Source organism: Achromobacter sp. 2789STDY5608621 (assembly GCF_001299375.1).
GTDB classification, from domain to species: domain Bacteria; phylum Pseudomonadota; class Gammaproteobacteria; order Burkholderiales; family Burkholderiaceae_B; genus Achromobacter; species Achromobacter insuavis.
This window is the reverse complement of sequence record NZ_CYTU01000006.1, coordinates 134,166-158,532: the sequence shown is the minus strand read 5'-3', so window position 1 is coordinate 158,532 and position 24,367 is coordinate 134,166. Positions and strand designations below refer to the sequence as shown.

Genomic DNA, 24,367 nt, shown 5'->3' with positions numbered 1-24,367 from the left:
GACGCTGCCTGGTTCGCATTGTTTGCTGCCGCTCGCGGCCTGAGCGGCGATGGTGAGGGCTGGATGTTTCAGGACGCCGAGCTATGTGCCCCTCTCCACCGTGGTTTCACTATCCCGAACGCCGCCTTCTGGCGGGATTTCTCGGCCTGCTGTGGTCGGTGCTGGCCGGTGGCTGCGCGACGACGACTGCGCCGGTCGCGCCCGACACCATCGCGGAAGTCTTGGCCGCGCCTGAACCCGAGGCTTCCGAGTACATCCCGGTCGTGCGCTACGCCCGCTACACACTGGTCGAACTGGCACCCATGGCGGCGCAGCGCGACCTGTTGTTGCAGACCATCGACGTGTCCATGCCCGAGGATGCCCGCGCCACGGTCGGGGATGGGCTTCGGCACGTGCTCAAACGCAGCGGCTATGGCCTGTGCCAGACCGCGCATGCCGTGATCGAGCTGTACGCGCTGCCGTTGCCGGCGGTACACCTGCACCTCGGCCCCATGACCTTGCGCGATGCGCTGCTCACGCTGGCTGGCCCGGCCTGGGAACTGCACGCGGATGACCGCGCACGGCAAATCTGCTTCGAGCGGCCCGGCGATCGCGCGGTCGCCGAGTCCCCATCCGAGCCACCCGCCACCGAGGCGGTGCAGACGTTCCCGCTGGCACCCATGGTTTCGGGAGGCCAGCCATGAACGCCCCGCAACCTGCCCAGCGATCGACCGCCGCCGTGGTGGTGCAGAGCCTGATGTGGCTCTGGTTGATCTTCCTCAGCGTCTTGGCGGCCCTGGGCTACCAGGCCCTCAGCGACCAGGCCGACCAGGAGCGGCTGGATTCCCGCCTGCAACGCCTGGAAGCGCAGGCAACTGGCTTGGCCGAGACGATCGAGGCCATCCAGCAGCGCCCGGCCGTCGCGACGGACGCTGACCTCAAAGACACCCGCCAGATTCTGGAAGCACGCGCGGCCCAGGTCGAGAAATCTCTCAGTGGCTACGCAGCGGCCGACGACCTCCAGGCGCTGCGCGCGGAGGTCGAGCAGATCAAGGCGCGCCAAGCCGCCGCGCGTGCCACCGCACCCGCCCAGCGGCGCGCATCGCGCACGTCCGCCGCCTCCAAGACCGAGCTGCCGCCGCTGCCATTCCGCGTCGTCGGCGCCGAACTGCGCGCCGGCCAGCGCAGCGTGTCCGTCGCGCCGAGCATCGGGGACTTCACGCCCGCCCAACTTCAGGTGCTGCTGCCCGGGGATGCGGTCGGCCCGTGGCGCCTGCAGGCGATCGAGGGCAACACCGCAGTGTTCCAGGCCGGCAACCAGACCCGCCGCGTGGCGATTCCCTGACCGGAGCACCCCATGAAGCCGTCGATCCTCCTTTTCGCGGTCCTGGTGGCGTCGTCGCAATGGCCCGCCTGGGCGCAGCAGCCCGCAACGACCTCGGCGCGCAACGCACAGAGCCAGGAGCGCCCGCTGGCCGCCCGCGTGCTGGACGACCGGGTGGCAACCGAATGGGGCTTGCAGCCACAAGAATGGGCACGCTACCGCGAGCTGATGGATGGGCCGCTGGGTATCTACTCGCCCAACCTGGACCCGCTGTCCGCCCTGGGCATCGAAGCTCGCACGGACGAAGAACGGCGCCGCTATGCGGAACTGCAGGTGCAGGTGGAAGCGCGCCGCGTCGAGAAGCTGCTCGCCTACCAGCGCGCCTACGACGAGGCCTGGCAGCGCCTGAATCCGGGGATGCAGCGCGTGAACCTGCCCGACGACAAGCCGGGCGCCGGCCCATCCAGCAGTCCCTTGCGCGGCAGCGGCCGCATGGCGGTGTTCGTCAAGGACGGCTGCGCAGCCTGCGGACAGCTCGTGCAGCGCCTGCAATCCTCGGGCGCGGAGTTCGACCTGTACATGGTGGGCAGCCGCCAGGATGACGCGCGCATCCGCGACTGGGCCAAGCGCGCGCAGATCGACCCGGCGCGCGTGCGCGCCGGCAGCATCACGCTCAACCACGACGGCGGCCGCTGGCTGTCACTGGGCCTGCCCGGCGATCTGCCCGCCGCCGTGCGCGAAGTGAACGGCCAATGGCAGCGCCAGCCGTAGCCATGCCCCTGCGCGCACTGGTGCTCACTGCCGGCCTGTATGCCGTTGCCGCCCTGGCCCAGGAGGTTCCGCCACCGGCTTACCAGCTTGCCGCCCAGCGCGCAGGCATCCCCTCGACCGTGCTCTACGCCGTGGCCTTGCAGGAGAGCGGCATCCGGCGCAACGGGCGCCTGGTGCCGTGGCCGTGGTCCCTCAACGTCGCCGGCCAGTCGCGCCGCTTCGCCACGCGCGCCGACGCCTGCGCTGGCCTGCAGCAGGCGATGCGCGCCACGCCGCACACGCGCATTGATGCGGGCCTGGGCCAGATCAACCTCGGCTACCACAAGCACCGCTTTACCGGCGCGTGCGACCTGCTGGATCCGTATCGCAACCTGGCCGTTGCCGCCGAGATCCTGAAGGAGCAGCACACCCCCGGCGAGGACTGGCTGCTGGCGATCGGCCGCTACCACCGCCCCGCAGGCGGCGAGCCCGCCGCCCGCTATCGGCGCAGCGTGTCGCGCCACCTTGCCCGCGTGCAGGGCACGCGACCAGCCGCCGCGGTCCTCGCGGCGCGCCAGGAGACCTCCCCATGACGAAACCCCATCCCGCCCATCTCGCGTTCACGGGCCTACTCATGCTGCTGTCAGGCCTGCCGCTGGCCTCGCGTGCCGGCGAGCCACTGATCGTTGTCGAGGACCGTGGCGGCACGTCGGCATTGCCGTACTACGAAGCCCTGAATCTCCAGCCGCGCGCCAACGCACCGGCGCGGCCGTCCATCCCGACGCCCCAGGTTCCTGCCACACGGGCGGACGAAGCCGCGATGCTGCCGGTGCGCAGCGCCAAGCTCACGCCCGGCACCGTCGCGCGACGGGTGATCGAAGCGCCCGGCCTGCGGCCGTTCGTGGTCATCGGCGACGACGAGGCTTCCCGGGCCTGGTTGCAGCGCCGCGCCGCCGCTTTGCGCGAACGTGGCGCGGTCGGCCTGGTCGTCAACGTCGAGACCGCGCAGGGCCTGGCGCGGCTGCGCGCCCTGGTGCCGGGCGTGCCGCTCGCGCCCGTGGCCGGCGACGACCTGGCCGATCGCCTGGGCCTGCGGCACTACCCGGCGCTGATCACGGCCACCGGCATCGAGCAATGAAGCCATGTCGGGCAAACAGCCGGTCGAGGTTCTGCTACGCCCAGCGGTGGAGCTATACACCGTCGCGGCGTGTGCAGGCGCCGCGTTTCTGTGCCTGGTGGCCCCATGGTCGCTCGCGCTGAGCCCGGCCATGGGCATCGGCAGCGCCTTGGCGTTCGGCGCCTACGGCGCGATCCGCTACCGCGATGCCCGCATCATCCTGCGCTACCGGCGCAACATCCGCCGTCTGCCGCGTTACGTGATGACCAGCAAGGACGTGCCGGTCAGCCAGCAGCGCCTATTCGTGGGGCGCGGCTTTCTCTGGGAGCAGAAGCACACGCATCGGCTGATGCAGACGTACCGGCCCGAGTTCCGCCGCTACGTCGAGCCGACGCCGGCCTACCGGCTGACCAGGCGCCTGGAGGAACGGCTGGAATTCGCGCCATTGCCGCTCTCGCGCCTGCCGAAGCTCACCGGCTGGGACGCGCCTTTCAACCCCGTGCGCCCGTTGCCGCCTGTCGGCGGCCTGCCAAGGCTGCACGGCATCGAGCCCGACGAAGTGGACGTCAGCCTGCCGCTGGGCGAGCGCGTCGGGCACTCGCTGGTGCTGGGCACCACGCGGGTGGGCAAGACGCGCCTGGCCGAGTTGTTCGTCACGCAGGACATCCGCCGCAGGAATGCTGCCGGCGAGCATGAGGTCGTCATCGTCATCGACCCCAAGGGGGATGCCGATCTCTTGAAACGGATGTACGTCGAAGCCCAGCGCGCTGGCCGCGAAGGCGAGTTCTACATCTTCCACTTGGGCTGGCCGGAAATCAGCGCCCGCTACAACGCCGTGGGCCGCTTCGGTCGGATCTCGGAAGTGGCGACACGCATCGCGGGGCAGCTCTCCGGCGAAGGCAACAGCGCGGCGTTCCGCGAGTTCGCATGGCGCTTCGTGAACATCATCGCCCGCGCCCTGGTGGAACTGGGGCAGCGCCCGGACTACATGCTGATCCAGCGCCACGTCATCAACATCGACGCGCTGTTCATTGAGTACGCCCAGCACTACTTTGCCAAGACGGAGCCCAAGGCCTGGGAGGTGATCGTCCAGATCGAGGCCAAGCTCAACGAGAAGAACATCCCAAGGAACATGATCGGGCGCGAGAAGCGTGTGGTGGCGCTGGAGCAATACCTCTCCCAGGCGCGCAACTACGACCCTGTGCTCGATGGCCTGCGCTCGGCGGTGCGCTACGACAAGACCTACTTCGACAAGATCGTTGCATCGCTGCTGCCGCTGCTGGAAAAGCTCACGAGCGGCAAGATCGCCCAGCTCCTGGCGCCGAACTACTCCGACCTGGCCGACCCGCGCCCGATCTTCGACTGGATGCAGGTCATCCGAAAGCGGGCCATCGTCTATGTGGGTCTGGATGCGTTGTCTGACGCCGAGGTCGCCGCAGCGGTCGGCAATTCGATGTTCTCTGACCTGGTTTCGGTGGCCGGACACATCTACAAGCACGGAATCGACGATGGCCTGCCCGGCGCAGTGGCTGGCGCTCGCGTGCCGATCAACGTGCACGCGGACGAATTCAATGAACTGATGGGCGATGAATTCATCCCGCTCATCAACAAGGGCGGCGGTGCCGGCCTGCAAGTCACGGCGTACACGCAGACGCTCTCGGACATCGAGGCCCGCATCGGAAATCGCGCGAAGGCCGGCCAAGTGATCGGGAATTTCAACAATTTATTCATGTTGCGCGTGCGCGAGACGGCCACCGCGGAACTGCTGACGAGGCAGTTGCCGAAGGTCGAGGTCTATACAACCACCATCGTCTCGGGCGCGACGGACAGCTCAGACATCCGCGGCGCGACGGATTTCACGTCGAACACCCAGGACCGCATCAGCATGGCCAGCGTGCCGATGATCGAGCCGTCACACGTCGTCGGCCTGCCCAAGGGCCAGTGCTTCGCGCTGCTGCAGGGCGGCCAGCTCTGGAAGGTGCGTATGCCGCTGCCGGCGCCGGACCCGGATGAAGTGATGCCGGCGGACCTGCAGCAACTGGCCGGGTACATGCGCCAGAGCTACAGCGAGGCCACGCAGTGGTGGGAGTTCACCAGCTCGTCGGCCTTGCAGGATGCGGCCTTGCCCGACGACCTGCTGGACGATGCCGCTGCGGCCGAGCCCGGCGCGGTGGCCACCGGCGCCGACGATGGCGCGGGCAACGAGGCCGTGCCATGAAGGATGCCGCCTCGACCGCGCAGCGGGAGCAGAACCATCGCCAAGGCTTGATCGTCGGCACCATCACCTTACCGTTCCGGCTGCTCGGGGTGCTCATTGGCTCGCTGCTGTTCTCGATCGTGGTGGAGTGCGCCGGCATGCACCTGTTCTGGAAGGACCAGGGCTGGCGCCACTCCCAGCAGATGCTGCGGTACGAACTCGGGCACCTGTCCAACCACTTCACGCGCAGCGTGGTGGTACAGGAGCCCGGGCGCACGGCGCACGAGTTGGTGGATACCGGGTACGAGTGGGTGTTCGTGCGCTCGGGGTTGCTGGAGCGCATGAGCCAGACCGCCGAGCGCGTCCGCGCGCCCAGCCACGGGCAGAGCCGCAACTTCCGCTACTACATCAGCCAAGTCTATGTCTGGGCCGAAAGCTACCTGATCGCTGCGGCCTTCACGACGCTCACCTTCCTGGTGCGCCTGCTGGTCCTGGTGCTCACGCTGCCGCTGATCCTCACGGCGGCATTCGTCGGCCTGATTGACGGCCTGGTGCGACGGGATGTGCGCCGGTTCGGCGCGGGCCGCGAATCCGGCTTCATCTACCACCGCGCGAAGGCCAGCCTGATGCCGTTGGCCGTGCTGCCTTGGGCCACCTATCTCGCTCTGCCCATATCGGTGCATCCTCTGGTCATCCTGCTGCCCAGCGCGGCGTTGCTGGGGATGGCAGTCAGCCTGACCGCAGGCAGCTTCAAGAAGTACTTATGAGGTGACACGGGCGGCACGGCTCTGCAAAGCCGTGTGCCGTTCATCGGTTCTGCAGGGTATCAAGAGCAGCATCCAACGCCGTAACCGCCTCGACGACCGTTCTTACCGTCGCCCGATCAAACTCATGATCGCGCTGAGCGTCGTGCACACCGCTATTGAGGTAACCCCATTCAATACTCGTACCGCTGACATTGAGCAGCCGGACCAACGCCCCTACGGCATCCGGCGCACCCGCATGTTGCGCCGCGATACGCTCGACGGCCGACCGCAACTTGGTGCATTTATTGTTCAGCTCCCAAGGCGCGCGGGGCCCGCTCAGCTTGATGTCGATCCGGCCGTCCGCCCGCCGACCCAGCCACGTCCACAGGCGGTCCGTCAGACTCTCCAGCGCCGGCCGGGCCTGACGCAGTGCCTCGCGTTTCTCGTCAGCCGCCAACGCCTGCTGGGCCAGAAGAACATAGTTCTTCGCTGGCGGGTCGCTGTCGACCCGCAGTTCGTGCTCTCCCTGATGCGGGAGAAACTTGTAGCGCTTAATGGCCGCGGCGCGGCGCACGCCCAACTCCTGCTGGATGCGGTGCAGGAACTCCTCTGCGTGCGAGGTGAGGATAACCTGCTTGCCGTGGAGCAAACCGTCCTCGAAGAAGGTACGCCAGATGCCATCGCGATGGTCGTCGTCGATCGCGTTGACGACGTCATCGAATATGACCACGGGGCAGCCCTGCGCGAGGTTCTTGGCAAGCAGAATCGCCAGGCCCAGGCATTTGATGTGCCCTTCGCTGAAGACGATCAACGCGTCGTAGCGCGCGCCCGGCTCGCCGGCGAACTCCACCTCGATCTTGCCGTTCTCGGCCACGGGCAACCACAGCGCGTGCAGCAGATCGCCGGGCGGATCGGCCCGGTTGAATGCGTTGTAGAGATGGCGGGCTTGGTCTCCCAGCCCCTGTAGCAGAACCCCCGGCAGAGCGGTCAGGTATGCCTGAATCTCGGGCAGGAAACCGTCGTAGGCGGCCTTGACCCGCTGATGGTGCACCACCACCGGCATTTCGTCCGTGGCCGCCTGGATCAGGCCGCGGTTCGCGTCGTCGAATTGGGCCACGGTTTGGCGGGCGGCCGCCAGCTCCTGATCCGCAGTCGTGCGCATGGTCCGCAGCCGTTCGATCTCCAGCTGATGCTGTTGCAGGCGGTCCCGCTCCTGGGCCATCGCGCCGCGCTGGGCATTCACGTCGCGCGCCTGCGCGTCGAAGCCTTCGATGATCTGTGCGATCCGTAAGAGGGCTTGCCAGGCGCGCTGGTCCCCATTCACCCCGCCGCCGAGCCAATTGCCCGCCGACGTGGGAGGCAGCAGTGGCAGGCCCGCGGCCTGCGATTCGGCAGGACAAGCGACCCCAGCCGCCGCCACCACGCGGCGCATTTCGTCACACAGCGCTCGGACCGCCTCGCTCAACTGTGTCCGATGCCCGGCCTCCTGCTGCTGCAGGACGGCCAGTTGCGCGAGCTGCTCCAGGCCCATTCGCGCCCTGGCGAACGGGTCCTGCGCCACGGCGGCCAGTTCGGTTCCACATGCCGGACACGCGGTCGCCCCGTCCGCCAACGCTTGCACGGCCTCGTAGAGCTTCGCGTACGACACCTCGCCGGCGCGGGCCGCGAGTTGCGCGGAAGACGCTTGCCACAGTCCCTGGACGCGGTAGGCCTCTGCCAGCAACGCTTGCAGGCGGGCCTGGGTCACCTCGTGAATGGCAGGCGGGTTGGCGTCCAGCTGAGCCTGGACATACGGTAGCCGTCCTTGCTGCTGCGGCGTACCCAGCAGCCAGTCCACGCAGGTTTGATAGGTCGCGCCAGGTGACATGCGCTGCGCCAAAGCTTGTTCCAGGCCCTCGACCGCTGCGATCTTCTGCGGGTAGGCGGCGATGGTCTGTTCGGAGTTCGCCAACTGCAGGCGACGCTGCGCCAGCTGCGCCGCCTGCACGCCGGCAAGCATCAGGTCCTGATCGAGCGAGGGGTTGAAGCCGCGCACGAACTCGCTGAACTGGTCCACGCCGAACAGGGTGGCGATGAGCTGGCGCTGATCGCTCGGGGTCCGCGCGGCGATTCGGGCGAAATCGTCGAGGCGGTTCTTCTCGATGAAGCAGAAGCGATACTCAGCTTCGTCGGGCTGGACGGCCTGCGCCTCGCCCGCCGCCGTAGACGACAGGACTGGCGCGATGTGGCGGCGCAGGCGAGCGTTGTTGCAGTACGTCCGCTGGTCGACCCGCTTGGCCTGCGCTTCGCTGATCGAACCGAGCATCGCCACTTCCAAGGCTTCGCAGAAGCTGCTCTTGCCGGTGCCGTTGGCACCGTAGACCAAGGTGATGTCATGGCTGAGGTCGAACGTCTCCTGCCGCATGAATCCTCGAAACGGCCCGACTTCGAGCTGGTGCAGTCGCCCGAGCGCCGGCCCGTTTTCGGGGCCGCGCGCGTCCCCGTCGTAGGCGACAGGCATCTGCGCCAGATGCGCGATGGCCAGCGGCGCCAAGCGCGTGGAGCGCCCCCGGCGTGCAGCACCGACCTCGGCCAGTGGCTGCAGGTGATCGAGCACCAGGTGCGCCAGCCGGCGCACGTCGTCGTGCACGTGCCGCTGCGTCAAGTGCGCCAGGAACCGGTGGTACTCCGAACGTATGCTTGCCACAGCGACCCCTCACTTGGTCAACCACTGACCGTAAGCCTCCACATCGATCATGGGGACCGTTCCACTGAACTGAAGCTGCGCGATCAGCTTGAAAAGAAACGCGGTCGCCGGCTTGTTTTCGTTGGTGTAGCTGTACGCGCCGCTGGCTTGGTCATAGAAAAAGTGCCCGTGGGCGGCAACGCATCCGATGTCCAGACGCCCCTCGGTGAGGTTTGCGTTCAGCGCCTTGTCCATGGATGGGCCCAATGCAGGACTCCATTCGCTCTCGAAGGTGAGCAAGCCACCCAGAATCGGAATCAACGGCTTCGCTGGGTAGGTCCCGCCAGCGTGCGGGATCGGCAGGCTCGTGCGGTGCAGCCTGCGCACACTGGCGACCTTCTCCTGGGCATAGGCCACAAGCCCCGCGTCAGCCGTCTGCTTGGCCTCGAACACGGCGTACACGCTTTCGGCTGGAATGATCGTCTCGTTCTCGTAGGTGAAGATAAAAGGCGAATATTGCCGATCAAACACCACCACATCGATCTGCTGGCTGAAGTTCCCCAGGCTGTCCACCACATGCGCCTTCGCCGCCTGGTACCGTTTGGGCAGATAGGTATCCAGCATGTCGATCCAGACGTTCTCGCTCGCATCCCCCTTCGTACCCGGGTGACCGAAGGTCTTGCGTACTACGGACAAGCGCTGCTGGATGTCTTCATGCAGGGACGACAGGAGCTGGGAAAGCGACCACTGGGACATGCTGTACCTCGATGGGACGTGTATGGAAGCCGATGGAATCAGGACAGTGGGAACTTGGGGCCAAACAGTGCGCGCCAGGCGCGAAGCGCTTCGATATTGCGACCACGACGCGCGTGGTCGATGGCGATGCTTGCGTCCTGGCTCGCCTGGAACAGCAGCTGCTGCGCGCGCTGCTTGCGCGCGGCATCCATATCGTTGCTGATCGCCGGGCCAAGTCCGGCGGGATCCGGCCACTCGTCATGAACACGATCGGCAAGCGTGGCAAAGAACGACTGGATCTCGCGATCGAACGATCCTCCCCAGCCGCCGTAAAGACACTCAAGGGCCATTACCTCGATCAGGAACGAGGGCTTCACCGGCTTCTGATCGCCGTGCTTGGGATTGTTGTTCCAGTACTTCACCATGCGCACGAGACCTTTCCACTCATTGCCATAGGCTTGGTGCGCTGCGGTCGCCTTGTCCTTATGGATCTCCGGGTCCGTCTTGATCCACTTTCCGGACGCCGTATCGGGGATCTCATACTGGTCGCCGGTGTCGAATGCGGGCACCGCATCCACGCTGACCACCCGGTAGTCCGTGTTGTCCTCCGCGTCGATGTGAACACCGAAATCCACGTTGATCGAGCGCGCCTGTTTGCGCACGGCCGCCGAACCGTATTTCTCCACCAATGCAGAGTGGAAATCATCCAGCACTACCGATGCGGCCTTGCCGTGGTAATGCTTCTCCGAGTCCTTCAGCACGAAGAAGATGTCGATATCCTTGAGCGGCTTCGTCTTCGTGTATCGAGCATAGGACCCGGTCAGGAAGCTGCGCGCAATGCCGAACTTGGTCTGCAGGTAGTCCCGCACTTCGTTCTGGCGTTGCGAGGCATTCTTCTGTTCGCGTTCGTTGAGTTCCAGACGCGACTTGAACTTGCGAAAAGCTTCATCGATCGACAGCATCAGCGTTGCCTCCAATATCCGGCCTGACCCGCCAGGCCGCTGTGTTCGACAGTCGAGCCTAGGCTCTGCTTGACCATTCCATCCGTCGAGCGATAACTTCCTTTGCTCCACCCCTCCACATCAGGCCGCCCTGGCTTTGTATCGAGCATTAACTTGTACTTGGCCTGCGATGGCAGCAGCCCAGCTTTCTTGATCGCGTACTTCAACTGCTCGGTATCCGTCCAGAAGCTGCCGTCGCCATCGGACCACCCATACACGATGTCGATATCCCATCGGGTCACGAGTTTGTCGGTTGCCGGGTTGTAGATCTCCAGAATCACCTTGCGCAGATCACCGGTCCCGAGCCACGTCTTGATGGCTCGGGTATTGCTCTCCCAGCGATCCGCGAAGTGCTCGGGGTCCAGCCCACTGAGCAGGATGATGTCTTTCAAGCTCTTGAGGATGTTGTCGGTCACATAGGTAACCGAGTGCGTGTACGAGTAGGTGGCGACGGTGCTCATGACTTGAGGAAACCTCCGAGGTCGAGCGACAGCGCTTGTCCAGCATCGGCCTGCGCCTGCGTGGCAATTCCTTGGCTCAAGTCCCGTGCAATGATGCGAGAACTGTGCTTTTTGAGCGCGGTTTGCACCCAGCCGAGCTGCTCCTTCGGACACGGCAGCGAGACTCCCCAGTCTCCCTTCAACGGCTCGAACCCCAAGACTTCTTCGTTGGCATCATCACCATCGATCGCGTCTTCGTCGAAGAGGCAGTAGATCCTGGTCCGTGGTCCATCGCATGTCGCAACGATGGGCGCGCTCTTGGGTGCCTGGTCGGCGATCAAGCTGGCGGCCACGCCCGCCACGGCCCTGAGTTCAGAGCGAGCCGTGCCGTCCTTGCCCTGAGTGAGCAGTTCGACAATGGCATCCCACGTCTGCAACGCATCGCGGTGCGGCGAGCTGCGAAACGTCCGGCTGACAACGGTGGTCATTTTTGCTTCCCTCCTTGAAGGCGCATTTGCGTTGCCTGTCGTATCGCACTGCGCAGGTGCTCTACGGAAAGCTTGTTCGGATCGATAGCCACTTGCGGGTCGGCCGCGAGGGCGTTGGCTACGACCTTGCGAATGGCCCGACCATCCAATCCGACGCACTCGCCAGCGCACGCGTCGAACTGGTGAGCCGAGGAAAGCTTGCCAATCCCCGGAAATGTCTTTGCCAGGCCATTCAGGCAGTCCACCAGGATCTGCTTGCAGGCATCCTTGCCGGGCAGTGGCACCTCCATCACCATGTCGCAACGAGATAGGAAGGCACTGTCGACGGCCTGTGGGAAGTTGCTGGTGGCCACGAACAGCAGATGCGGGTTGCGTTCGGCCAACATGTCCAACTGCACCAACACCGCGTCGGTGGCCCGGTGCACATCAACCGGGTTGGCTTCCAGGCTGAGCTTGGCTCGATCAGCCGCAAGCGTTTCGACCTCGTCCAGAAGGACGATCGTCGGGCCCGCCGCTGCGGATTCTGCGATCGATTGCGAGAACAGGTCTGCCACGGCGCGTTGAGTCTTTCCCATTGCAGAGCTCGTCAGCGTGTGAGGCTCTACTTCCAGCAATCGAAACTTCGCAGAAGAAAAAGATTCGGCCACACGATGCGCCAAGCCCCGTGCCAAGGAGGTCTTCCCAGTCCCCGGCGGGCCGACCAACAAGATCACGCCGTGCAGGGGGAGTACCGTGCGCTCCACCTTGGGGCGCACCGTGAAGTTGACGATCGCCTGTGACAGCAACTGCTTCTTGAGAGCTTCGTCCATGACGATGGAATCCCACAGGGCGCCCAGCGACGTGTCCGGCAGCTTCCAGCTTCGATGGATGCCTTTCGGCAAAGTGGCGTCTGATGAAGGATTCTTGGTCATCCGTGGCTCTCGGCGGGTCAGAGAATGGTGCGATAGGTCGCCAGCACCTTGGTCGTTTGCACAAGGCCCTGGCGCAGCAGGATTTCGAGATAGCGGTCCACCTCGATCGGCGGATGCTTGAGTTGGGCACGCTGGCGCTGCGCAGCCGACACCACGGCGGCCGCGTCCAGATCCAGTAGGTTGTCCACAAACTCATCGGGGTGCTGCGATTCGATGCCGTACGGAGCCAGCAGATCGTTCGGGAAATCCCGTTCGTTGAACGTCACAATCACGCTCGCACCGCAGCGAATCGCCGCAGCCAGGACGTGCCGGTCGTCCGGATCGGGCAATGTCAGGCCTGCCACGAGCGCTTCGTAGCCCTCCACCAAGCCGTCCGGAATTGCCCGGTCCATGAGATCCGACGTCCTGTCGACCTGAACCCGGGTGAGATCGGGGCGGTTGATCAACAGGTTGCGTTTCCACTCCTCATGAATGGCTTGGCTCCACCGCGCCCGGAAGCGGCCAGACAGGCCGAGCCACATCAGGAAATCCCGCAGTGGCGCGGGATATAGAACGCACGCGTCGTAGACGGCGGTGAATGGGGAATGCCTCATTCGTATCCCATTCCCAACTCTTGCGACTGCTGAGCGAGTTCGGCCATCGCCTGCTCACTGGCGCGCTCGCGCGCTTCCTTGTACTGCATCAGATCGGCGAACCTCACCCTGCGGTGCTTGCCGGTGCGATGAAATGCCAACACCCCATCTTCGAGCAGCTTGACGAAATGGGGACGGGACACGTTGAGCAAGTCCGCCGCCTCTTGGGTCGTCAGCTCTGCATGGACGGGCACCACCTTTACTGCATTGCCATCGGCCAACTCGGCCAGGATGTCGACCAGCAGGCGTAAAGCCGAGGTAGGCAGTTCCACCTGATGAGCCTGTTTGTGGTCATCAAAGATCTGGATGTGCTGCGTCTCGAACTGGGTTGCGAGGTAAGCCGCCAAGGCACGTTGACCCTGGACGGCTGCCTTCACCTCTCCCGCGGCGGGAAGGGTCATCTTGGATTGGGCAGTGGCGGTGGTCATGGGTAGCTCCTAAGCGAAAACGGTTGCAGAGCCGATCATATTCGAAATACTCGAAAAACGCAATAATCGAAGCGCGACCCGTGCTTTTGTAGGTTCGCTCGCAGCATGCCCAATCCGGTCGTCCGCCAGTTCCTATTGTTTGCGGCCTGAAACAGCCCTGATCTCCACGATCAACCCATTGCTGATCACACAGGAATGGCGCGATGGTGGCTTCGATCTGGCTGCGCGCCGCGCATCGCGGCGTGCCCACTTGTTTCGTGACGGCCCTCGTGCTGGGCCAGTCCCCGATGGCATTGGCCGAGTCCCCGGCGCAGCGCCAGGAGTTGGTCGCCGCGCTGCGCCAGCTCGACGCGCTGGAACGCACCGTCGCGGACAGCGCCGCGCATGCCCCCATCCAGCCGGGCGAGCGCTACCACTTCGATTACCCACGGCTGCTGGCTGACCTGGCGCGCGTGCGCGCCGGCATCCAGTTCCACCTGACGCCATCACGCGCTCAGCCGCGCGACCCCTCCGAACTGGCCGGCGACTACCGCACCGAGCGGGCCGCTTCGCCATCGCCGAAGACGACTGCGGAGGGCGAGCAATGAACGGCGCCCAGGTCTCGGCATTTCAAGCCAACAGCGGTATCGCGCCTTCCGCGATGGCGACCGTCCTGGTCGGCGTCGTGTTCGCGGTCCTGCTCGTGTGGGGCGTCTGGGCCATCCGAACGGCCTATGTGGGGTGGTCCGAGAGCCGCCTCAACCAGCGCCAGTTCCTCGGCGTCTGCATCCGCTTCGTCGCGATGTACCTCGTCCTGAGTTTCTTCCTCCTGTCCTGACATGAAAGGCCCGACCATGCACAACCGCAACCTCACTTCCCGTTTTGCCCAGCGCGCCGCCGTGGCCCTGGGCGCCGCCGCGCTGCCCGCACTGTCGTTCGCGCAAGGTCTGCCGCAGTTGGAGAACCCGACGCGCGGCACCGGCAACGGCATCATGGAGACCATCCGCAACTACGGCTACGACATCATCATGCTCGTGGCCCTGCTGGTGGTGGCGTCGATGTTCATCGGCGTCTGCTACCACGCCTACGGCACCTACGCGGAGATCCACACCGGCCGCAAGACGTGGGGCCAATTCGGCCTCACGGTCGCCATCGGCGCCGTGCTGCTCGTGATCGGCATCTGGCTGCTCACCGAAGCCACCGGCATCCTGTAAGCGAGGCCGGTATGTCCGAGCAGCAGCACGTCCGTGCGGACGGGACGGTCACGTTCCTTCCGCACCGGCTCAACCGCCATCCCGTGGTCGTGCGCGGCCTCACCGCCGACGAGCTGTGGATCTGCTGCGGCCTGTCCGGCGCGGCCGGCCTGCTGGTCGGCGCGCCGCTTTCGTGGGTGTTCCGCACGATCGCCATCGCACCGACGTTCGTTGTCCTGGGCGTGGCCTTGGGCGTGTTCATCGGCGGCGGCATCCTGCGCCGCCTCAAGCGTGGGCGCCCCGACACCTGGCTGTATCGACAGTTGCAGTGGCGCATCGCAACGCGCCATCCGCTGATGGCCGGCTGGGTGGGCGGCCACGTGCTGATCTCGCGCTCGGGCTTCTGGTCCACCCGCAGGAGCATGCGATGAGCCGCTTCAAGAACGAGATCGCCCACCTGCAGGCGCACATCAAGACCTTGCGCCTGGGCGCGGGCGCGCTGGTCATTGTCGCCCTGGTCATGGGCGGCGGCTGGTGGAGCGCGCCGCGCGACCTGACCATCCACGTCCCGCCCGACCTGCGCTCTGGCAGTACCCGCAAGTGGTGGGAAGTGCCGCCCGAATCGGTCTATGCGTTCACGTTCTACGTGTTCCAGACGCTGAACCGCTGGCCGACCAATGGCGAAGAAGACTACTCGCGCAACCTCCATACGCTCTCGCCGTACCTCACCCCGTCCTGCCAGGCCTTCCTGCGGGCGGACTATGACTACCGCCGCTCCACGGGCGAGCTGCGTCAGCGCGTGCGCGGCATCTACGAGATTCCCGGCCGCGGCTATGGCGACGACCCCACGGCGCGCGTGCGCACCGTATCCGATCGCGACTGGGTGGTGACGCTGGACATCACGGCGGACGAGTACTACGGCGCCGAGCAGGTCAAACGCGCCCTGGTGCGCTATCCGATCAAGGTCACGCGGGTGGACGTCGATCCCGCCCGCAACCCGTTCGGCCTGGCGCTGGACTGCTACGAAGGCGCGCCCCAGCGCATCAGTGCACCGGAGCCGGCGCGCCCGGCGCCGAGTGACCTGAATCCGCAAGCGCCTCAAGGAGGAAACACCCCATGAAGCATCCTGTACTCGCGCTGCTGGGGCTACTGGCCGTGGCCGCGGCACCCGTCGCCCAGGCGGTGGAGATCCTGCGTTGGGAACGCATGCCACTGGCAGTGCCGCTGAAGGTCGGTCAGGAACGCATCGTATTCATCGACCGGAACGTGCGCGTGGGCGTGCCCGCAGGCGTGGGCAAACGCCTGCGCGTGCAGAGTGCGGGCGGCGCGGTGTACCTGCGTGCCAGCGAGCCGATCGAGCCCACGCGGTTGCAACTGCAGGACGCCGACACGGGCGCGCTGATCCTGCTGGACATCGCAGCCGAACCGCCCAAGGACGGGGAAGCCGAGCTGGAGCCGGTGCGCATCGTCGAGGGTGACAGCGCACCGGGACGCTATGGCGAGCAGGCCGACAGTGCCGAGGCCCCGGCACGCGCCCAGGGCCAGGCAGGTGCGCGGACCGCGCGGCGCGAAACTCCGGTCCCTGTCGTGCTGACGCGCTTCGCCGCGCAGAACCTCTACGCACCGCTGCGCACCGTCGAGCCGCTTCCGGGCGTCATGCGGGTCAACCTTCCCCGCGACCTCGACCTGGACACACTGATGCCAACGCTGCCGGTGCGCGCGGCCGTGCTCGCGTCGTGGCGCCTGGAAGACCAATGGGTGACTGCCGTGCGCCTCACCAACACCGGCGCCGACTGGGTCGCGCTCGACCCGCGCGTGCTGCAAGGCGATTTCCTCACCGCCACCTTCCAGCACGAGGCGCTGGGCCCGCGCGGCACGACCGAGGACACGACCGTGCTGTACCTGGTCACGCGCGGCCGCGGCCTCGCGCAGTCGCTGCTGCCGGCGATTCACCGCTTCGACCCTGCCGTGCATCTGCCGCAGCCGGACGGCGACGAGAACGCCAAGGAGGCCCGCCATGCGCAGTAACGGCCTGCTCAAGTGGCTGATGATCCCTGTCGCCATCCTGGTGCTGTTCGCCGGTATCCGGCTGTTCTCGGGTGGAGGCGGCACGGCGCCACCCGCGGCGGACAACGGCGCCCAGCTCACGCCCGAGGAAATGAAGGCGCTGGGCATCGAAGGCGACACCCCGCGCGACACCGTGGCGACGCTCGTTGCCCAAGTGAAGCAGTTGCGCACCGAGCTTCAGACCGCGCTCTCGGACAACAAGTCGCAGCGTGAAGAGAACCAGCGGCTGCGCCAGCGCGAGAACTCCATCGACCAGCGCATCAACTCGGCGCTCGAATCCGAGCGGTCCAACCTGCGCCGCGACCAAGAGCAGGCGGCCAGCGCGCGCCAGCAGACCGAAGGGCTGCTCGCCGACCTGCAGCGGCGCCTGGACAGCATCGGCGGGCGCGGCGGCGGCCATGCGGACCTGCCCGTGGGCCTGGGGCTGCAGGGCGGCGACGAGGCCGGCATGGAGGGCGGCGTGCGGTGGGTCGAGCCGGACGACGCAAAGCCCGCCGAGGGGCGCAACGGGGGGCGTGGCGCGAGCGGCGGCATGAGCTTCCCCACGAGCTTCGGCCCGGCGCAGAGCACGCTCGAAACCACCGCTGAAACCGTGGCCAACGCGGGCGCCCGCGCCGCCGGGGTCAAGAATGCCAAGCCGGTCTATACCGTGCCGACCAACTCGACGCTAATGGGATCGGTGGCGATGACGGCCCTGATCGGCCGCGTGCCGATCGACGGCACGGTCAACGATCCCTATCCGTTCAAAGTTCTGGTCGGGCCGGACAACCTGACCGCCAATGGCATCGACATTCCCGACGTGGCCGGCGCCGTGTTCAGCGGCACCGCCTCGGGCGACTGGACGCTCTCGTGCGTGCGAGGTCAGGTGCGCAGCATCACGTTCGTCTTCAACGACGGCACGATTCGCACGATCCCCGAAGACCGCGAGGGCAACCAGCAGAACAACCAACAGCGCGACGGCTTGGGCTGGATCAGCGATCCCCACGGCATTCCTTGCGTCAGCGGCGAGCGGCGCAGCAACGCCCAGCAATACCTCGGCTCGCAGGCCCTAATCACCGCGGCCGGTGCCGGTGTGGCCTCGCTCATCGAGAGTGGCAGCGGCCGCATGTCCTATGTCGGCTCGGACGGCTCCATCGGCACCGTGGGCATCACCGGCCAAGAAGCGGTCGGCCAGATTCTCGCGGGCGGTGTCCGGGACATGTCGGCCTGGGTCAACAAGCTCTACGGCCAAGCCTTCGCCGCCGTCTATGTCCAACCCGGCGCCAAGGTTGCCGTCCACCTCGAAAAGCCGCTCGCCATCGACTTCGATCCCGAAGGCCGCAAGGTCGATCACCGCGCAGGAGAAAGCCATGCCCTTGAACTTGACTAACCTGGCCCGTGGCCTAGCACTGGCCCTCGCCGTCGCGGTGCTCGCCGGCTGCGCCACCAGCAAGGAAAAGCTGTTGACCCACGGTGACCGCACGATGATGGACATCTGGCAGCAGGAGGCCGGCGACGGCGGTGGCGCAGCCGGACGGAACGCCGGCCGCCAGTTGCTCGATGCGCGCCAGAGCCTGCGTCGGCCCCTGACCGACGCCGACGTGCAGGCCGCACCTGTCGAGCAGATGCGCTACACGCGCACCGCGCGCAATGAGGTTCACCGCCAGTTCCAGCGTCTGCCCAATCCCGATCTCGTGATGTACGTGTACCCGCACCTGGCCGGCACCGACCCCGTTCCCGTGCCGGGCTACACGACGGTTTTCCCCTTGTACCAGCGCGTGCAGTACGCGATGCCTGGCGAGAGGACGGAGGACTACTGATGCGGTGGAAACTTCCATGGCCGAAGCTGGCTGCCGTCAGCGCCGAAGACACCGCCGCCGACGAGCAGCCGGACGGCTGGCAGCGCCACGTCGAGGCCTTGCAGCAAGCCGGCATCCCCGAACCCGGCGCCGCGGTCCAGGGCCGCAAGCCGGCGACCGTGGCCGACGAGCAGGCGCTGTACGACGTCGCACCGTCCTTCGTGGAACTGCTGCCCTGGGTGGAGTTCTTGCCCGAGTCGAAATCGATGCTCCTGGAGGACGGCCAATCGGTGGCCGCCTTCTACGAGCTGGTGCCGCTGGGCACCGAAGGCCGGGAACCCGGCTGGCTCGCGCATGCCCGCGACGCCCTGGAAAACGCGCTTCAGGACAGCTTCGATGAACTGGACGAGAACCCGTGGGTGCTCCAGCTCTATGCCCAGGACGAACCGAGCTTCGACCAGTACATGCAGACCTTGCGCGATTACGTGCAGCCACGTGCGCGCGGCTCGGCGTTCACCGAGTTCTACCTGCGCTTCTTCGGCCACCACCTGCGCGCTGTGGCCAAGCCCGGCGGCCTGTTCGAGGACACGGTGGTCACGCGGCTGCGCTGGCGCGGCCAGACGCGGCGCGTGCGCATGGTGGTGTACCGCCGCGCGAGCGGACAGGGACAGGCAAACCGCCGCGGCCAGACACCCGAGCAGATGCTGGGCATCGTCTGCGACCGCCTGTGCGGCGGCCTGGCGAACGCCGGCATCCAGGCCCGGCGCATGGTCGCGGCCGACGTCCACGACTGGCTGCTGCGGTGGTTCAACCCGCGCCCCACGCTGCTCGGGCCTGGGGTGGAGGACCGGGAGCGCTTCTACGCGTTGGCGCGCTATCCGGACAGTACCGAGGAAAGCGAGGCCGGCGAGATCGAGCTGGCGAGCGGGCGGGATTTCAGCCAGCGGCTGTTCTTTGGGCAGCCGCGCTCGGACGTGGCGCAAGGGGCCTGGTACTTCGACGGCATGCCGCACCGCGTGCTGATCACCGACCGGCTGCGCATGCCGCCCGGCACCGGGCACCTGACCGGCGAGACCCGCAAGGGGGACGCGATCAACACGCTGTTCGACCAGATGCCCGAGGACACCTTGATGTGTCTCACCATGGTGGCCACGCCGCAGGACGTCCTCGAATCGGACCTCAACCATCTGGCGAAGAAAGCTGTGGGCGAGACGCTGGCGTCGGAGCAGACGCTCAAGGACGTGCATGAAGCCCGCTCCCTGATCGGCAGCGCGCACAAGCTCTACCGGGGCACTCTGGCGTTCTACCTACGCGGGCGCGACGAGGCGGAACTGGATCGGCGCGGCCTGGACCTCGCGAACGTGATGCTCAACGCCGGCCTGCAGCCGGTGCGCGAGGACGACGAGGTGGCGCCGCTCAACAGCTACCTGCGCTGGCTGCCGTGCTGCTACAACCCCGGCAAGGACCGGCGCCGGTGGTACACGCAACTGATGTTCGCCCAGCACGCGGCGAACCTGTCGCCAGTATGGGGCCGCGCCCAGGGCACGGGGCATCCCGGCATCACGATGTTCAATCGCGGCGGCGGCCCGATTACGTTCGACCCCTTGAACAGGTTGGATCGGCAGATGAATGCCCATCTGTTTCTATTTGGCCCCACCGGCTCGGGGAAGTCCGCCACGCTCAACAACCTGCTGAACCAGGTGACGGCCATCTACCGGCCGCGGCTTTTCATCGTGGAAGCCGGCAACAGCTTCGGCCTGTTCAGCGACTTCGCCAGGCGCCTGGGCCTGACCGTGAACCGGGTCAAGCTGGCCCCCGGATCGGGCATCAGCCTGGCGCCGTTCGCCGACGCACGCCGGCTGATCGAAACGCCCAGCGACGTACAGACGCTCGATGCCGACGCGCTGGACGAAGACCTGCCCCCCGATGCCTCGGCCATGGAAGCGGACGAGCAGCGCGACGTGCTGGGCGAACTGGAGATCACAGCGCGGCTGATGATCACGGGCGGCGAAGACAAGGAAGAAGCGCGGATGACGCGGGCCGACCGCTCGCTGATCCGCCAGTGCATCCTCGACGCCGCCGAACATTGCGTGGCCGAAAAGCGCACCGTGCTCACGCGCGACGTGCGCAACGCGCTGCGCGCCCGTGGCCAGGACCCGACGCTGCCCGAGATGCGGCGCGTGCGGCTGCTGGAGATGGCGGACGCGATGGACATGTTCTGCCAAGGCACGGACGGCGAGATGTTCGACCGTGACGGCACGCCGTGGCCCGAGGCCGACATCACGCTGGTCGATCTGGCGACCTATGCCCGCGAGGGCTACAACGCGCAGCTCTCCATCGCCTACATCAGCCTGATCAGCACGGTGAACAACATCGCCGAGCGCGACCAGTACCTGGGCCGGCCGATCGTCAACGTGACCGACGAAGGTCACATCATCACCAAGAACCCGCTGCTCGCGCCCTATGTCGTGAAAATTACAAAAATGTGGCGCAAGTTGGGCGCCTGGTTCTGGCTGGCGACGCAAAACATCGACGATCTGCCGCGCGCCGCAGAGCCCATGCTCAACATGATCGAGTGGTGGGTGTGCCTGTCGATGCCGCCGGACGAAGTGGAGAAGATCGCCAGGTTCCGCGAACTCTCGCCGGCGCAGAAGGCGCTGATGCTCTCCGCACGCAAGGAAGCGGGCAAGTTCACCGAGGGCGTCATCCTCTCCAAGAGCATGGAAGTGCTGTTCCGCGCCGTGCCGCCAAGTCTCTACCTCGCGCTCGCGCAAACCGAGCCCGAGGAGAAGGCAGAACGCTACCAGCTCATGCAGCAGCACGGCGTCAGCGAGCTGGATGCCGCCTTCAAGGTGGCTGAGAAGATCGACCGGGCACGTGGCATCGAGTCGCCGACCCTGGACCTGCCCTGAATCTGCCGTACACCGGAGAACGCCATGGAACAGAAACGCCCATCCATTCCGATGCAGGTACAGGCGTTCCGCCGTCGGCGCTGGAGGCTCAGCTGGCCCTGGGTGTTGGCCGCCGTGCTGGTAGCGCTGCTGCTGATCTGGCTCGTGTCCCGCTATTCTGGCAAGTCCACTCCCCAGACTTCAACGCCGGTCAGCGTGACGCAGGTGGCCGGGCCTCCGTGGCAGATGGGAAATCCGGAAGGGCGTTTCACGCTGACGCTCTACGCGGACCTCGAATGCCCGTTCTGCCGATCCTATTTCCCAGTGCTCAAGCGTTGGGTGGCCGGCAACGCGGACGTGGCCTTGCAATGGCACCACCTCCCGTTGGCCGCGCATGAGCCGGCCGCGTCTGCCGAAGCGAGCCTGGCGGAGTGCGCCGGCGAATCTGGCGGCCATGCCGCCTTCTGGCAGGCTGTCGAGTGGGTCTATGCCCACACGCGCAGCGACGGCCAGGGCTTGCCCGAGGACCTGCGGTACCCCGACCTTACGCCAGCCATCGAGCAGTGTCTGGCGAGCGAACGGCCCGAGGCGCCGATCCGCACCCAGACGGCGGAAGCCACGAGCAGCGGCGTGACCGCCACGCCGTCGCTGCGGCTGCACGATCGCGAAACCGGCAAGGCGATCCTACTGCAGGGTCCGATCGAGGGCGATGCCTTGCTGTCGGCCATGGACATGCTCGCGGCCGGCGATCCCGCCGCCACACCTACTACATCGGAAATGCCTGCCGACGTCGTCGGCGACATGCCCAGGTAGCCCCGGTCTTCAAGGCTACGGCGCAGTCCACTGCGCTGACCGAAACCCGTTCGCCTCGCATCCTGGCCGCGAACGATCACCGCTGCCGCGGTGATGGATGCACCTTGTTCGTTCCCCAGGAGGGCTTGCCCTCCCAGGGCGCGCGCCCTCCGATCTCACCGTCTGGAGGTTCGCCATGTCTTTCGTCGTCAATGACTCCTGCCTGGAGTCGCTTTCCGCCATCGCTGCCCAACACGAGGACTGGATCATCCAGCAAGCCATTGCACTGCTGGAGAAGCGGGTTTTCAAAGCGGGTGCGAAACTCCTCGACCCCACGGCCGTGCGCGACTACCTGCGCGTGAAGCTGGTCGCCGAGCCCAATGAGATATTCGCCGCGGTGTTCCTGGACAGCATGCACCAGGTGCTGGCCTACGAGCCGTTGTTCAGGGGCACGATCAACTCGACTTCGGTCTATCCGCGTGTCGTCGTGCAGCGTGTGCTGGAGTTGAAGGCCGCCGCGGTGGTCTTCGCGCACCAGCACCCCTCGGGCATTTCCGAGCCGTCGAGCGCGGATCGCATGCTGACCCAGCAACTGCAGGCCGCGCTGGCGCTCATCGATGTGCGGGTACTGGACCACATCATCGTCGGCCAGGGTGCCCCGTTCTCCTTTGCGGAGTCCGGCCTGCTGTAAGGGTTGCACTGCTTCGTTGATCAGCGCGGAGGCTTCGGCCTCCGCTTTTTTCTTTGCGGCGACGCAAGCAGGTATGCGGGGTGGCCGCGATGCGCATTGTTTGTTGGGGCCGCCTGGGGTTCGGCGTTTGACTATGGCCCTGATCAACTTCCGGGGCACATGACATGCCAGCAGCTTTTACCCGGTTCGCACCAGGCTGGCGAACCCTTGGCCTGGCCGTGGCGCTGCCGACGTCTCTGGCGGTGTTCAGCCCGGCCACCTTCGCCGCCGACGTGGTGGTCGTCACCGACAGCCGCCACCCGGTCAAGACCATGGGCGGCGAGCGACTGATCGAGTTGGGCGAAACGCCCCGGATCGAGGCCGAGCTTTCCGCGAATCTTCCAGCCGACCCTGAGCGGGCAGCAGCCATCGTCCGGCAACGCCTGAAGCAAGGCGGCACCGATCTTCAGCGCCGCATCGGCACCGCCTACCAGGGCGTCACCGACGCATGGAGTTTGGGTGTCACGACCATCCCGGCCGTCGTGGTGGATCAACGCTTTGTGGTCTATGGCGAGCCGGACGTGGCCCGGGCCGTCGCGCGCATCGAGCAACACCGGAGGACGCAGCCGTGACCCATCGCCCATTCGACCTGCTGCGCCGCCTGCGCGTCGCCGTGGCCTCGCTGCTGCTGATCAGCGCCACGGGCAGCTACGCCTTGAACACCGCCACCATCGTGTCCTCCGTCATGTCGCCGGACTGCCTGGAGTACCGGGTGGTGGGCATCTGCTACTGGCTCTACTGCACCTGGACGGGCTGCACGGTGCGCACATCCACCAAGGTCCGGCACTACGTGCCCGATGCGGTCGTCTCCAGCTACAGCAACACCGGAGAGAACCCCTGGGTCGAGGTGCAGGCGATGAGCACGCCCAACCCATCCGCACAGGCAGGTGGGGATGGGACCACGAACGAAGACCACGACAACAACCTCGCCAAATTCAAGAACAGCGATGTCATCGGCCATCCTGGCGGCGAGGTATTCAACCAGTTCGCATCGTCGTCGGGCTATTTCTGCCAAGGCGCGGGCACGGCCTTCATGCCGTATCTACTCAGCACCCTGGACACGCTGGCTTGGCGCTACAACGTGCCTGAAATGGCCTACCCGGAGGCGTTGATTCCGGGCATGCGCGAGGTCGGTGCGCGCACCACGATGAACCTCTGGGGCAATGTCTATCCGCGCGGCGGCTTCCTGCATCAGACCGATGACTACAAATCCGGGGCCGTCGTGGCCCAGCGCGCCGGTGATGTCGTCACGCGCCGCGGGCAGATCCACGTGTACCAGCCGCTGCTTGCCAACGCCCGCGACGGCTACTGGCCGGCCGGCGCGCTGATGGAGGGTGATGCCTCTACGGGCAAGTGGCAGGAGCTGACGCCGCGCCTGTCCAACACCTGCGTGGTGTTCCCGCACAGCGGCACGCTGACCCAGGCCCAACAAGGCGACTACGCCTGGGCGCTGTGGCGTCCCTATGCGTGCTGCGAACGCCGCGGGCAGGTGTTCCTGGGCAGCGTCGATTTCCTCTGAGGTGC

28 protein-coding genes are annotated in these 24,367 nt (G+C 66.3%); 20 read left to right on the top strand and 8 right to left on the bottom strand.

Annotation, left to right across the window (positions count from 1 at the left end):
• Positions 1–83: 83 nt before the first annotated feature.
• The 7 genes from AOZ53_RS09310 to AOZ53_RS09280 are packed head-to-tail and all read left to right on the top strand — an operon-like array spanning position 84 to position 6,134.
• Positions 84–683, top strand: coding sequence for a PFGI-1 class ICE element type IV pilus protein PilL2 (locus tag AOZ53_RS09310; protein WP_003098890.1), 600 nt, complete (start codon positions 84–86; stop codon positions 681–683).
• Positions 680–1,324 (top strand): hypothetical protein, encoded by a 645-nt coding sequence (locus AOZ53_RS09305; protein WP_003098888.1) that lies wholly within the window; start codon positions 680–682, stop codon positions 1,322–1,324. Before AOZ53_RS09310 ends, AOZ53_RS09305 begins: the two co-directional genes overlap by 4 nt.
• Before the next feature lie 12 nt (positions 1,325–1,336).
• Complete coding sequence (locus AOZ53_RS09300; RefSeq protein WP_003098886.1) at positions 1,337–2,074, top strand: TIGR03759 family integrating conjugative element protein; 738 nt, start codon at positions 1,337–1,339, stop codon at positions 2,072–2,074.
• Positions 2,056–2,646, top strand: a complete 591-nt coding sequence (locus AOZ53_RS09295; RefSeq protein WP_003109780.1) for a transglycosylase SLT domain-containing protein — start codon at positions 2,056–2,058, stop codon at positions 2,644–2,646. The genes AOZ53_RS09300 and AOZ53_RS09295 overlap by 19 nt, the downstream gene beginning before the upstream one ends.
• Positions 2,643–3,191, top strand: coding sequence for an integrating conjugative element protein (locus tag AOZ53_RS09290; RefSeq protein WP_003109779.1), 549 nt, complete (start codon positions 2,643–2,645; stop codon positions 3,189–3,191). Before AOZ53_RS09295 ends, AOZ53_RS09290 begins: the two co-directional genes overlap by 4 nt.
• Before the next feature lie 4 nt (positions 3,192–3,195).
• A complete protein-coding gene (gene traD, locus AOZ53_RS09285) occupies positions 3,196–5,388 on the top strand; it encodes a type IV conjugative transfer system coupling protein TraD (RefSeq protein ID WP_003116813.1) in 2,193 nt (730 codons plus the stop codon).
• Positions 5,385–6,134, top strand: coding sequence for a TIGR03747 family integrating conjugative element membrane protein (locus tag AOZ53_RS09280; protein WP_003105620.1), 750 nt, complete (start codon positions 5,385–5,387; stop codon positions 6,132–6,134). Before traD ends, AOZ53_RS09280 begins: the two co-directional genes overlap by 4 nt.
• A gap of 40 nt (positions 6,135–6,174) precedes the next feature.
• On the opposite strand, the gene AOZ53_RS09275 is transcribed toward AOZ53_RS09280, so the two are convergent.
• From AOZ53_RS09275 to AOZ53_RS09240, 8 genes are read right to left on the bottom strand one after another with little or no spacing between them, the layout of a single operon-like run.
• Positions 6,175–8,799 (bottom strand): AAA family ATPase, encoded by a 2,625-nt coding sequence (locus tag AOZ53_RS09275; protein ID WP_003116812.1) that lies wholly within the window; start codon positions 8,797–8,799, stop codon positions 6,175–6,177.
• Between the two features lie 9 nt (positions 8,800–8,808).
• Positions 8,809–9,534 carry a CBASS effector endonuclease NucC gene (gene nucC, locus AOZ53_RS09270; RefSeq protein ID WP_003050273.1) on the bottom strand — a complete coding sequence of 242 codons (726 nt, stop codon included), beginning with the start codon at positions 9,532–9,534 and terminating at the stop codon, positions 8,809–8,811.
• Positions 9,535–9,572: 38 nt separating this feature from the next.
• A complete protein-coding gene (locus tag AOZ53_RS09265) occupies positions 9,573–10,475 on the bottom strand; it encodes a CBASS oligonucleotide cyclase (RefSeq protein ID WP_003105624.1) in 903 nt (300 codons plus the stop codon).
• A complete protein-coding gene (gene cap7, locus AOZ53_RS09260) occupies positions 10,475–10,975 on the bottom strand; it encodes a type III CBASS phage resistance system CD-NTase-associated protein Cap7 (RefSeq protein WP_003090159.1) in 501 nt (166 codons plus the stop codon). The genes AOZ53_RS09265 and cap7 overlap by 1 nt, the downstream gene beginning before the upstream one ends.
• The gene (gene cap8 / locus AOZ53_RS09255; protein WP_003105626.1) at positions 10,972–11,442 is read right to left on the bottom strand and encodes a type III CBASS phage resistance system CD-NTase-associated protein Cap8; all 471 of its coding nucleotides are present in this window, start codon (positions 11,440–11,442) and stop codon (positions 10,972–10,974) included. The genes cap7 and cap8 overlap by 4 nt, the downstream gene beginning before the upstream one ends.
• On the bottom strand, positions 11,439–12,353 hold the full coding sequence (locus AOZ53_RS09250) for a CBASS system CD-NTase-associated protein Cap6 (RefSeq protein WP_003105629.1): 915 nt from the start codon (positions 12,351–12,353) through the stop codon (positions 11,439–11,441). The genes cap8 and AOZ53_RS09250 overlap by 4 nt, the downstream gene beginning before the upstream one ends.
• A 17-nt stretch (positions 12,354–12,370) precedes the next feature.
• Complete coding sequence (locus AOZ53_RS09245) at positions 12,371–12,946, bottom strand: PIN domain-containing protein (RefSeq protein ID WP_003109777.1); 576 nt, start codon at positions 12,944–12,946, stop codon at positions 12,371–12,373.
• Complete coding sequence (locus tag AOZ53_RS09240) at positions 12,943–13,413, bottom strand: helix-turn-helix domain-containing protein (RefSeq protein ID WP_003050245.1); 471 nt, start codon at positions 13,411–13,413, stop codon at positions 12,943–12,945. The genes AOZ53_RS09245 and AOZ53_RS09240 overlap by 4 nt, the downstream gene beginning before the upstream one ends.
• A 203-nt stretch (positions 13,414–13,616) precedes the next feature.
• Here AOZ53_RS09240 and AOZ53_RS09235 point away from each other — a divergent pair, with 203 nt between their 5' ends.
• The 13 genes from AOZ53_RS09235 to AOZ53_RS09175 all read left to right on the top strand — a co-directional run bounded on the left by AOZ53_RS09235 (position 13,617) and on the right by AOZ53_RS09175 (position 24,362).
• Complete coding sequence (locus AOZ53_RS09235; protein WP_003105635.1) at positions 13,617–14,000, top strand: integrative conjugative element protein, RAQPRD family; 384 nt, start codon at positions 13,617–13,619, stop codon at positions 13,998–14,000.
• Positions 13,997–14,230 (top strand): TIGR03758 family integrating conjugative element protein, encoded by a 234-nt coding sequence (locus tag AOZ53_RS09230; RefSeq protein WP_003050225.1) that lies wholly within the window; start codon positions 13,997–13,999, stop codon positions 14,228–14,230. Before AOZ53_RS09235 ends, AOZ53_RS09230 begins: the two co-directional genes overlap by 4 nt.
• A 16-nt stretch (positions 14,231–14,246) precedes the next feature.
• Entirely contained in the window at positions 14,247–14,606 is a 360-nt protein-coding gene (locus AOZ53_RS09225; protein ID WP_003090173.1) for a TIGR03745 family integrating conjugative element membrane protein, read from the top strand.
• A gap of 11 nt (positions 14,607–14,617) precedes the next feature.
• Positions 14,618–15,016 (top strand): TIGR03750 family conjugal transfer protein, encoded by a 399-nt coding sequence (locus AOZ53_RS09220; RefSeq protein ID WP_003105639.1) that lies wholly within the window; start codon positions 14,618–14,620, stop codon positions 15,014–15,016.
• Positions 15,013–15,705, top strand: coding sequence for a PFL_4703 family integrating conjugative element protein (locus tag AOZ53_RS09215; RefSeq protein WP_003105641.1), 693 nt, complete (start codon positions 15,013–15,015; stop codon positions 15,703–15,705). Before AOZ53_RS09220 ends, AOZ53_RS09215 begins: the two co-directional genes overlap by 4 nt.
• Complete coding sequence (locus tag AOZ53_RS09210; protein ID WP_003105643.1) at positions 15,702–16,613, top strand: TIGR03749 family integrating conjugative element protein; 912 nt, start codon at positions 15,702–15,704, stop codon at positions 16,611–16,613. Before AOZ53_RS09215 ends, AOZ53_RS09210 begins: the two co-directional genes overlap by 4 nt.
• Complete coding sequence (locus tag AOZ53_RS09205; RefSeq protein ID WP_003109776.1) at positions 16,603–18,021, top strand: TIGR03752 family integrating conjugative element protein; 1,419 nt, start codon at positions 16,603–16,605, stop codon at positions 18,019–18,021. Before AOZ53_RS09210 ends, AOZ53_RS09205 begins: the two co-directional genes overlap by 11 nt.
• The gene (locus tag AOZ53_RS09200) at positions 18,002–18,451 is read left to right on the top strand and encodes a TIGR03751 family conjugal transfer lipoprotein (protein WP_003109775.1); all 450 of its coding nucleotides are present in this window, start codon (positions 18,002–18,004) and stop codon (positions 18,449–18,451) included. The genes AOZ53_RS09205 and AOZ53_RS09200 overlap by 20 nt, the downstream gene beginning before the upstream one ends.
• Positions 18,451–21,342, top strand: a complete 2,892-nt coding sequence (locus tag AOZ53_RS09195) for a conjugative transfer ATPase (RefSeq protein WP_003105079.1) — start codon at positions 18,451–18,453, stop codon at positions 21,340–21,342. The genes AOZ53_RS09200 and AOZ53_RS09195 overlap by 1 nt, the downstream gene beginning before the upstream one ends.
• 24 nt (positions 21,343–21,366) lie before the next feature.
• Complete coding sequence (locus AOZ53_RS09190; protein ID WP_003090202.1) at positions 21,367–22,134, top strand: DsbA family protein; 768 nt, start codon at positions 21,367–21,369, stop codon at positions 22,132–22,134.
• A 175-nt stretch (positions 22,135–22,309) separates the two neighbouring features.
• A complete protein-coding gene (locus tag AOZ53_RS09185; RefSeq protein ID WP_003090203.1) occupies positions 22,310–22,804 on the top strand; it encodes a JAB domain-containing protein in 495 nt (164 codons plus the stop codon).
• Positions 22,805–22,968: 164 nt separating this feature from the next.
• On the top strand, positions 22,969–23,415 hold the full coding sequence (locus AOZ53_RS09180; RefSeq protein WP_003109772.1) for a TIGR03757 family integrating conjugative element protein: 447 nt from the start codon (positions 22,969–22,971) through the stop codon (positions 23,413–23,415).
• Positions 23,412–24,362 (top strand): TIGR03756 family integrating conjugative element protein, encoded by a 951-nt coding sequence (locus tag AOZ53_RS09175; RefSeq protein ID WP_003109771.1) that lies wholly within the window; start codon positions 23,412–23,414, stop codon positions 24,360–24,362. The genes AOZ53_RS09180 and AOZ53_RS09175 overlap by 4 nt, the downstream gene beginning before the upstream one ends.
• The last annotated feature ends 5 nt before the right edge of the window (positions 24,363–24,367 follow it).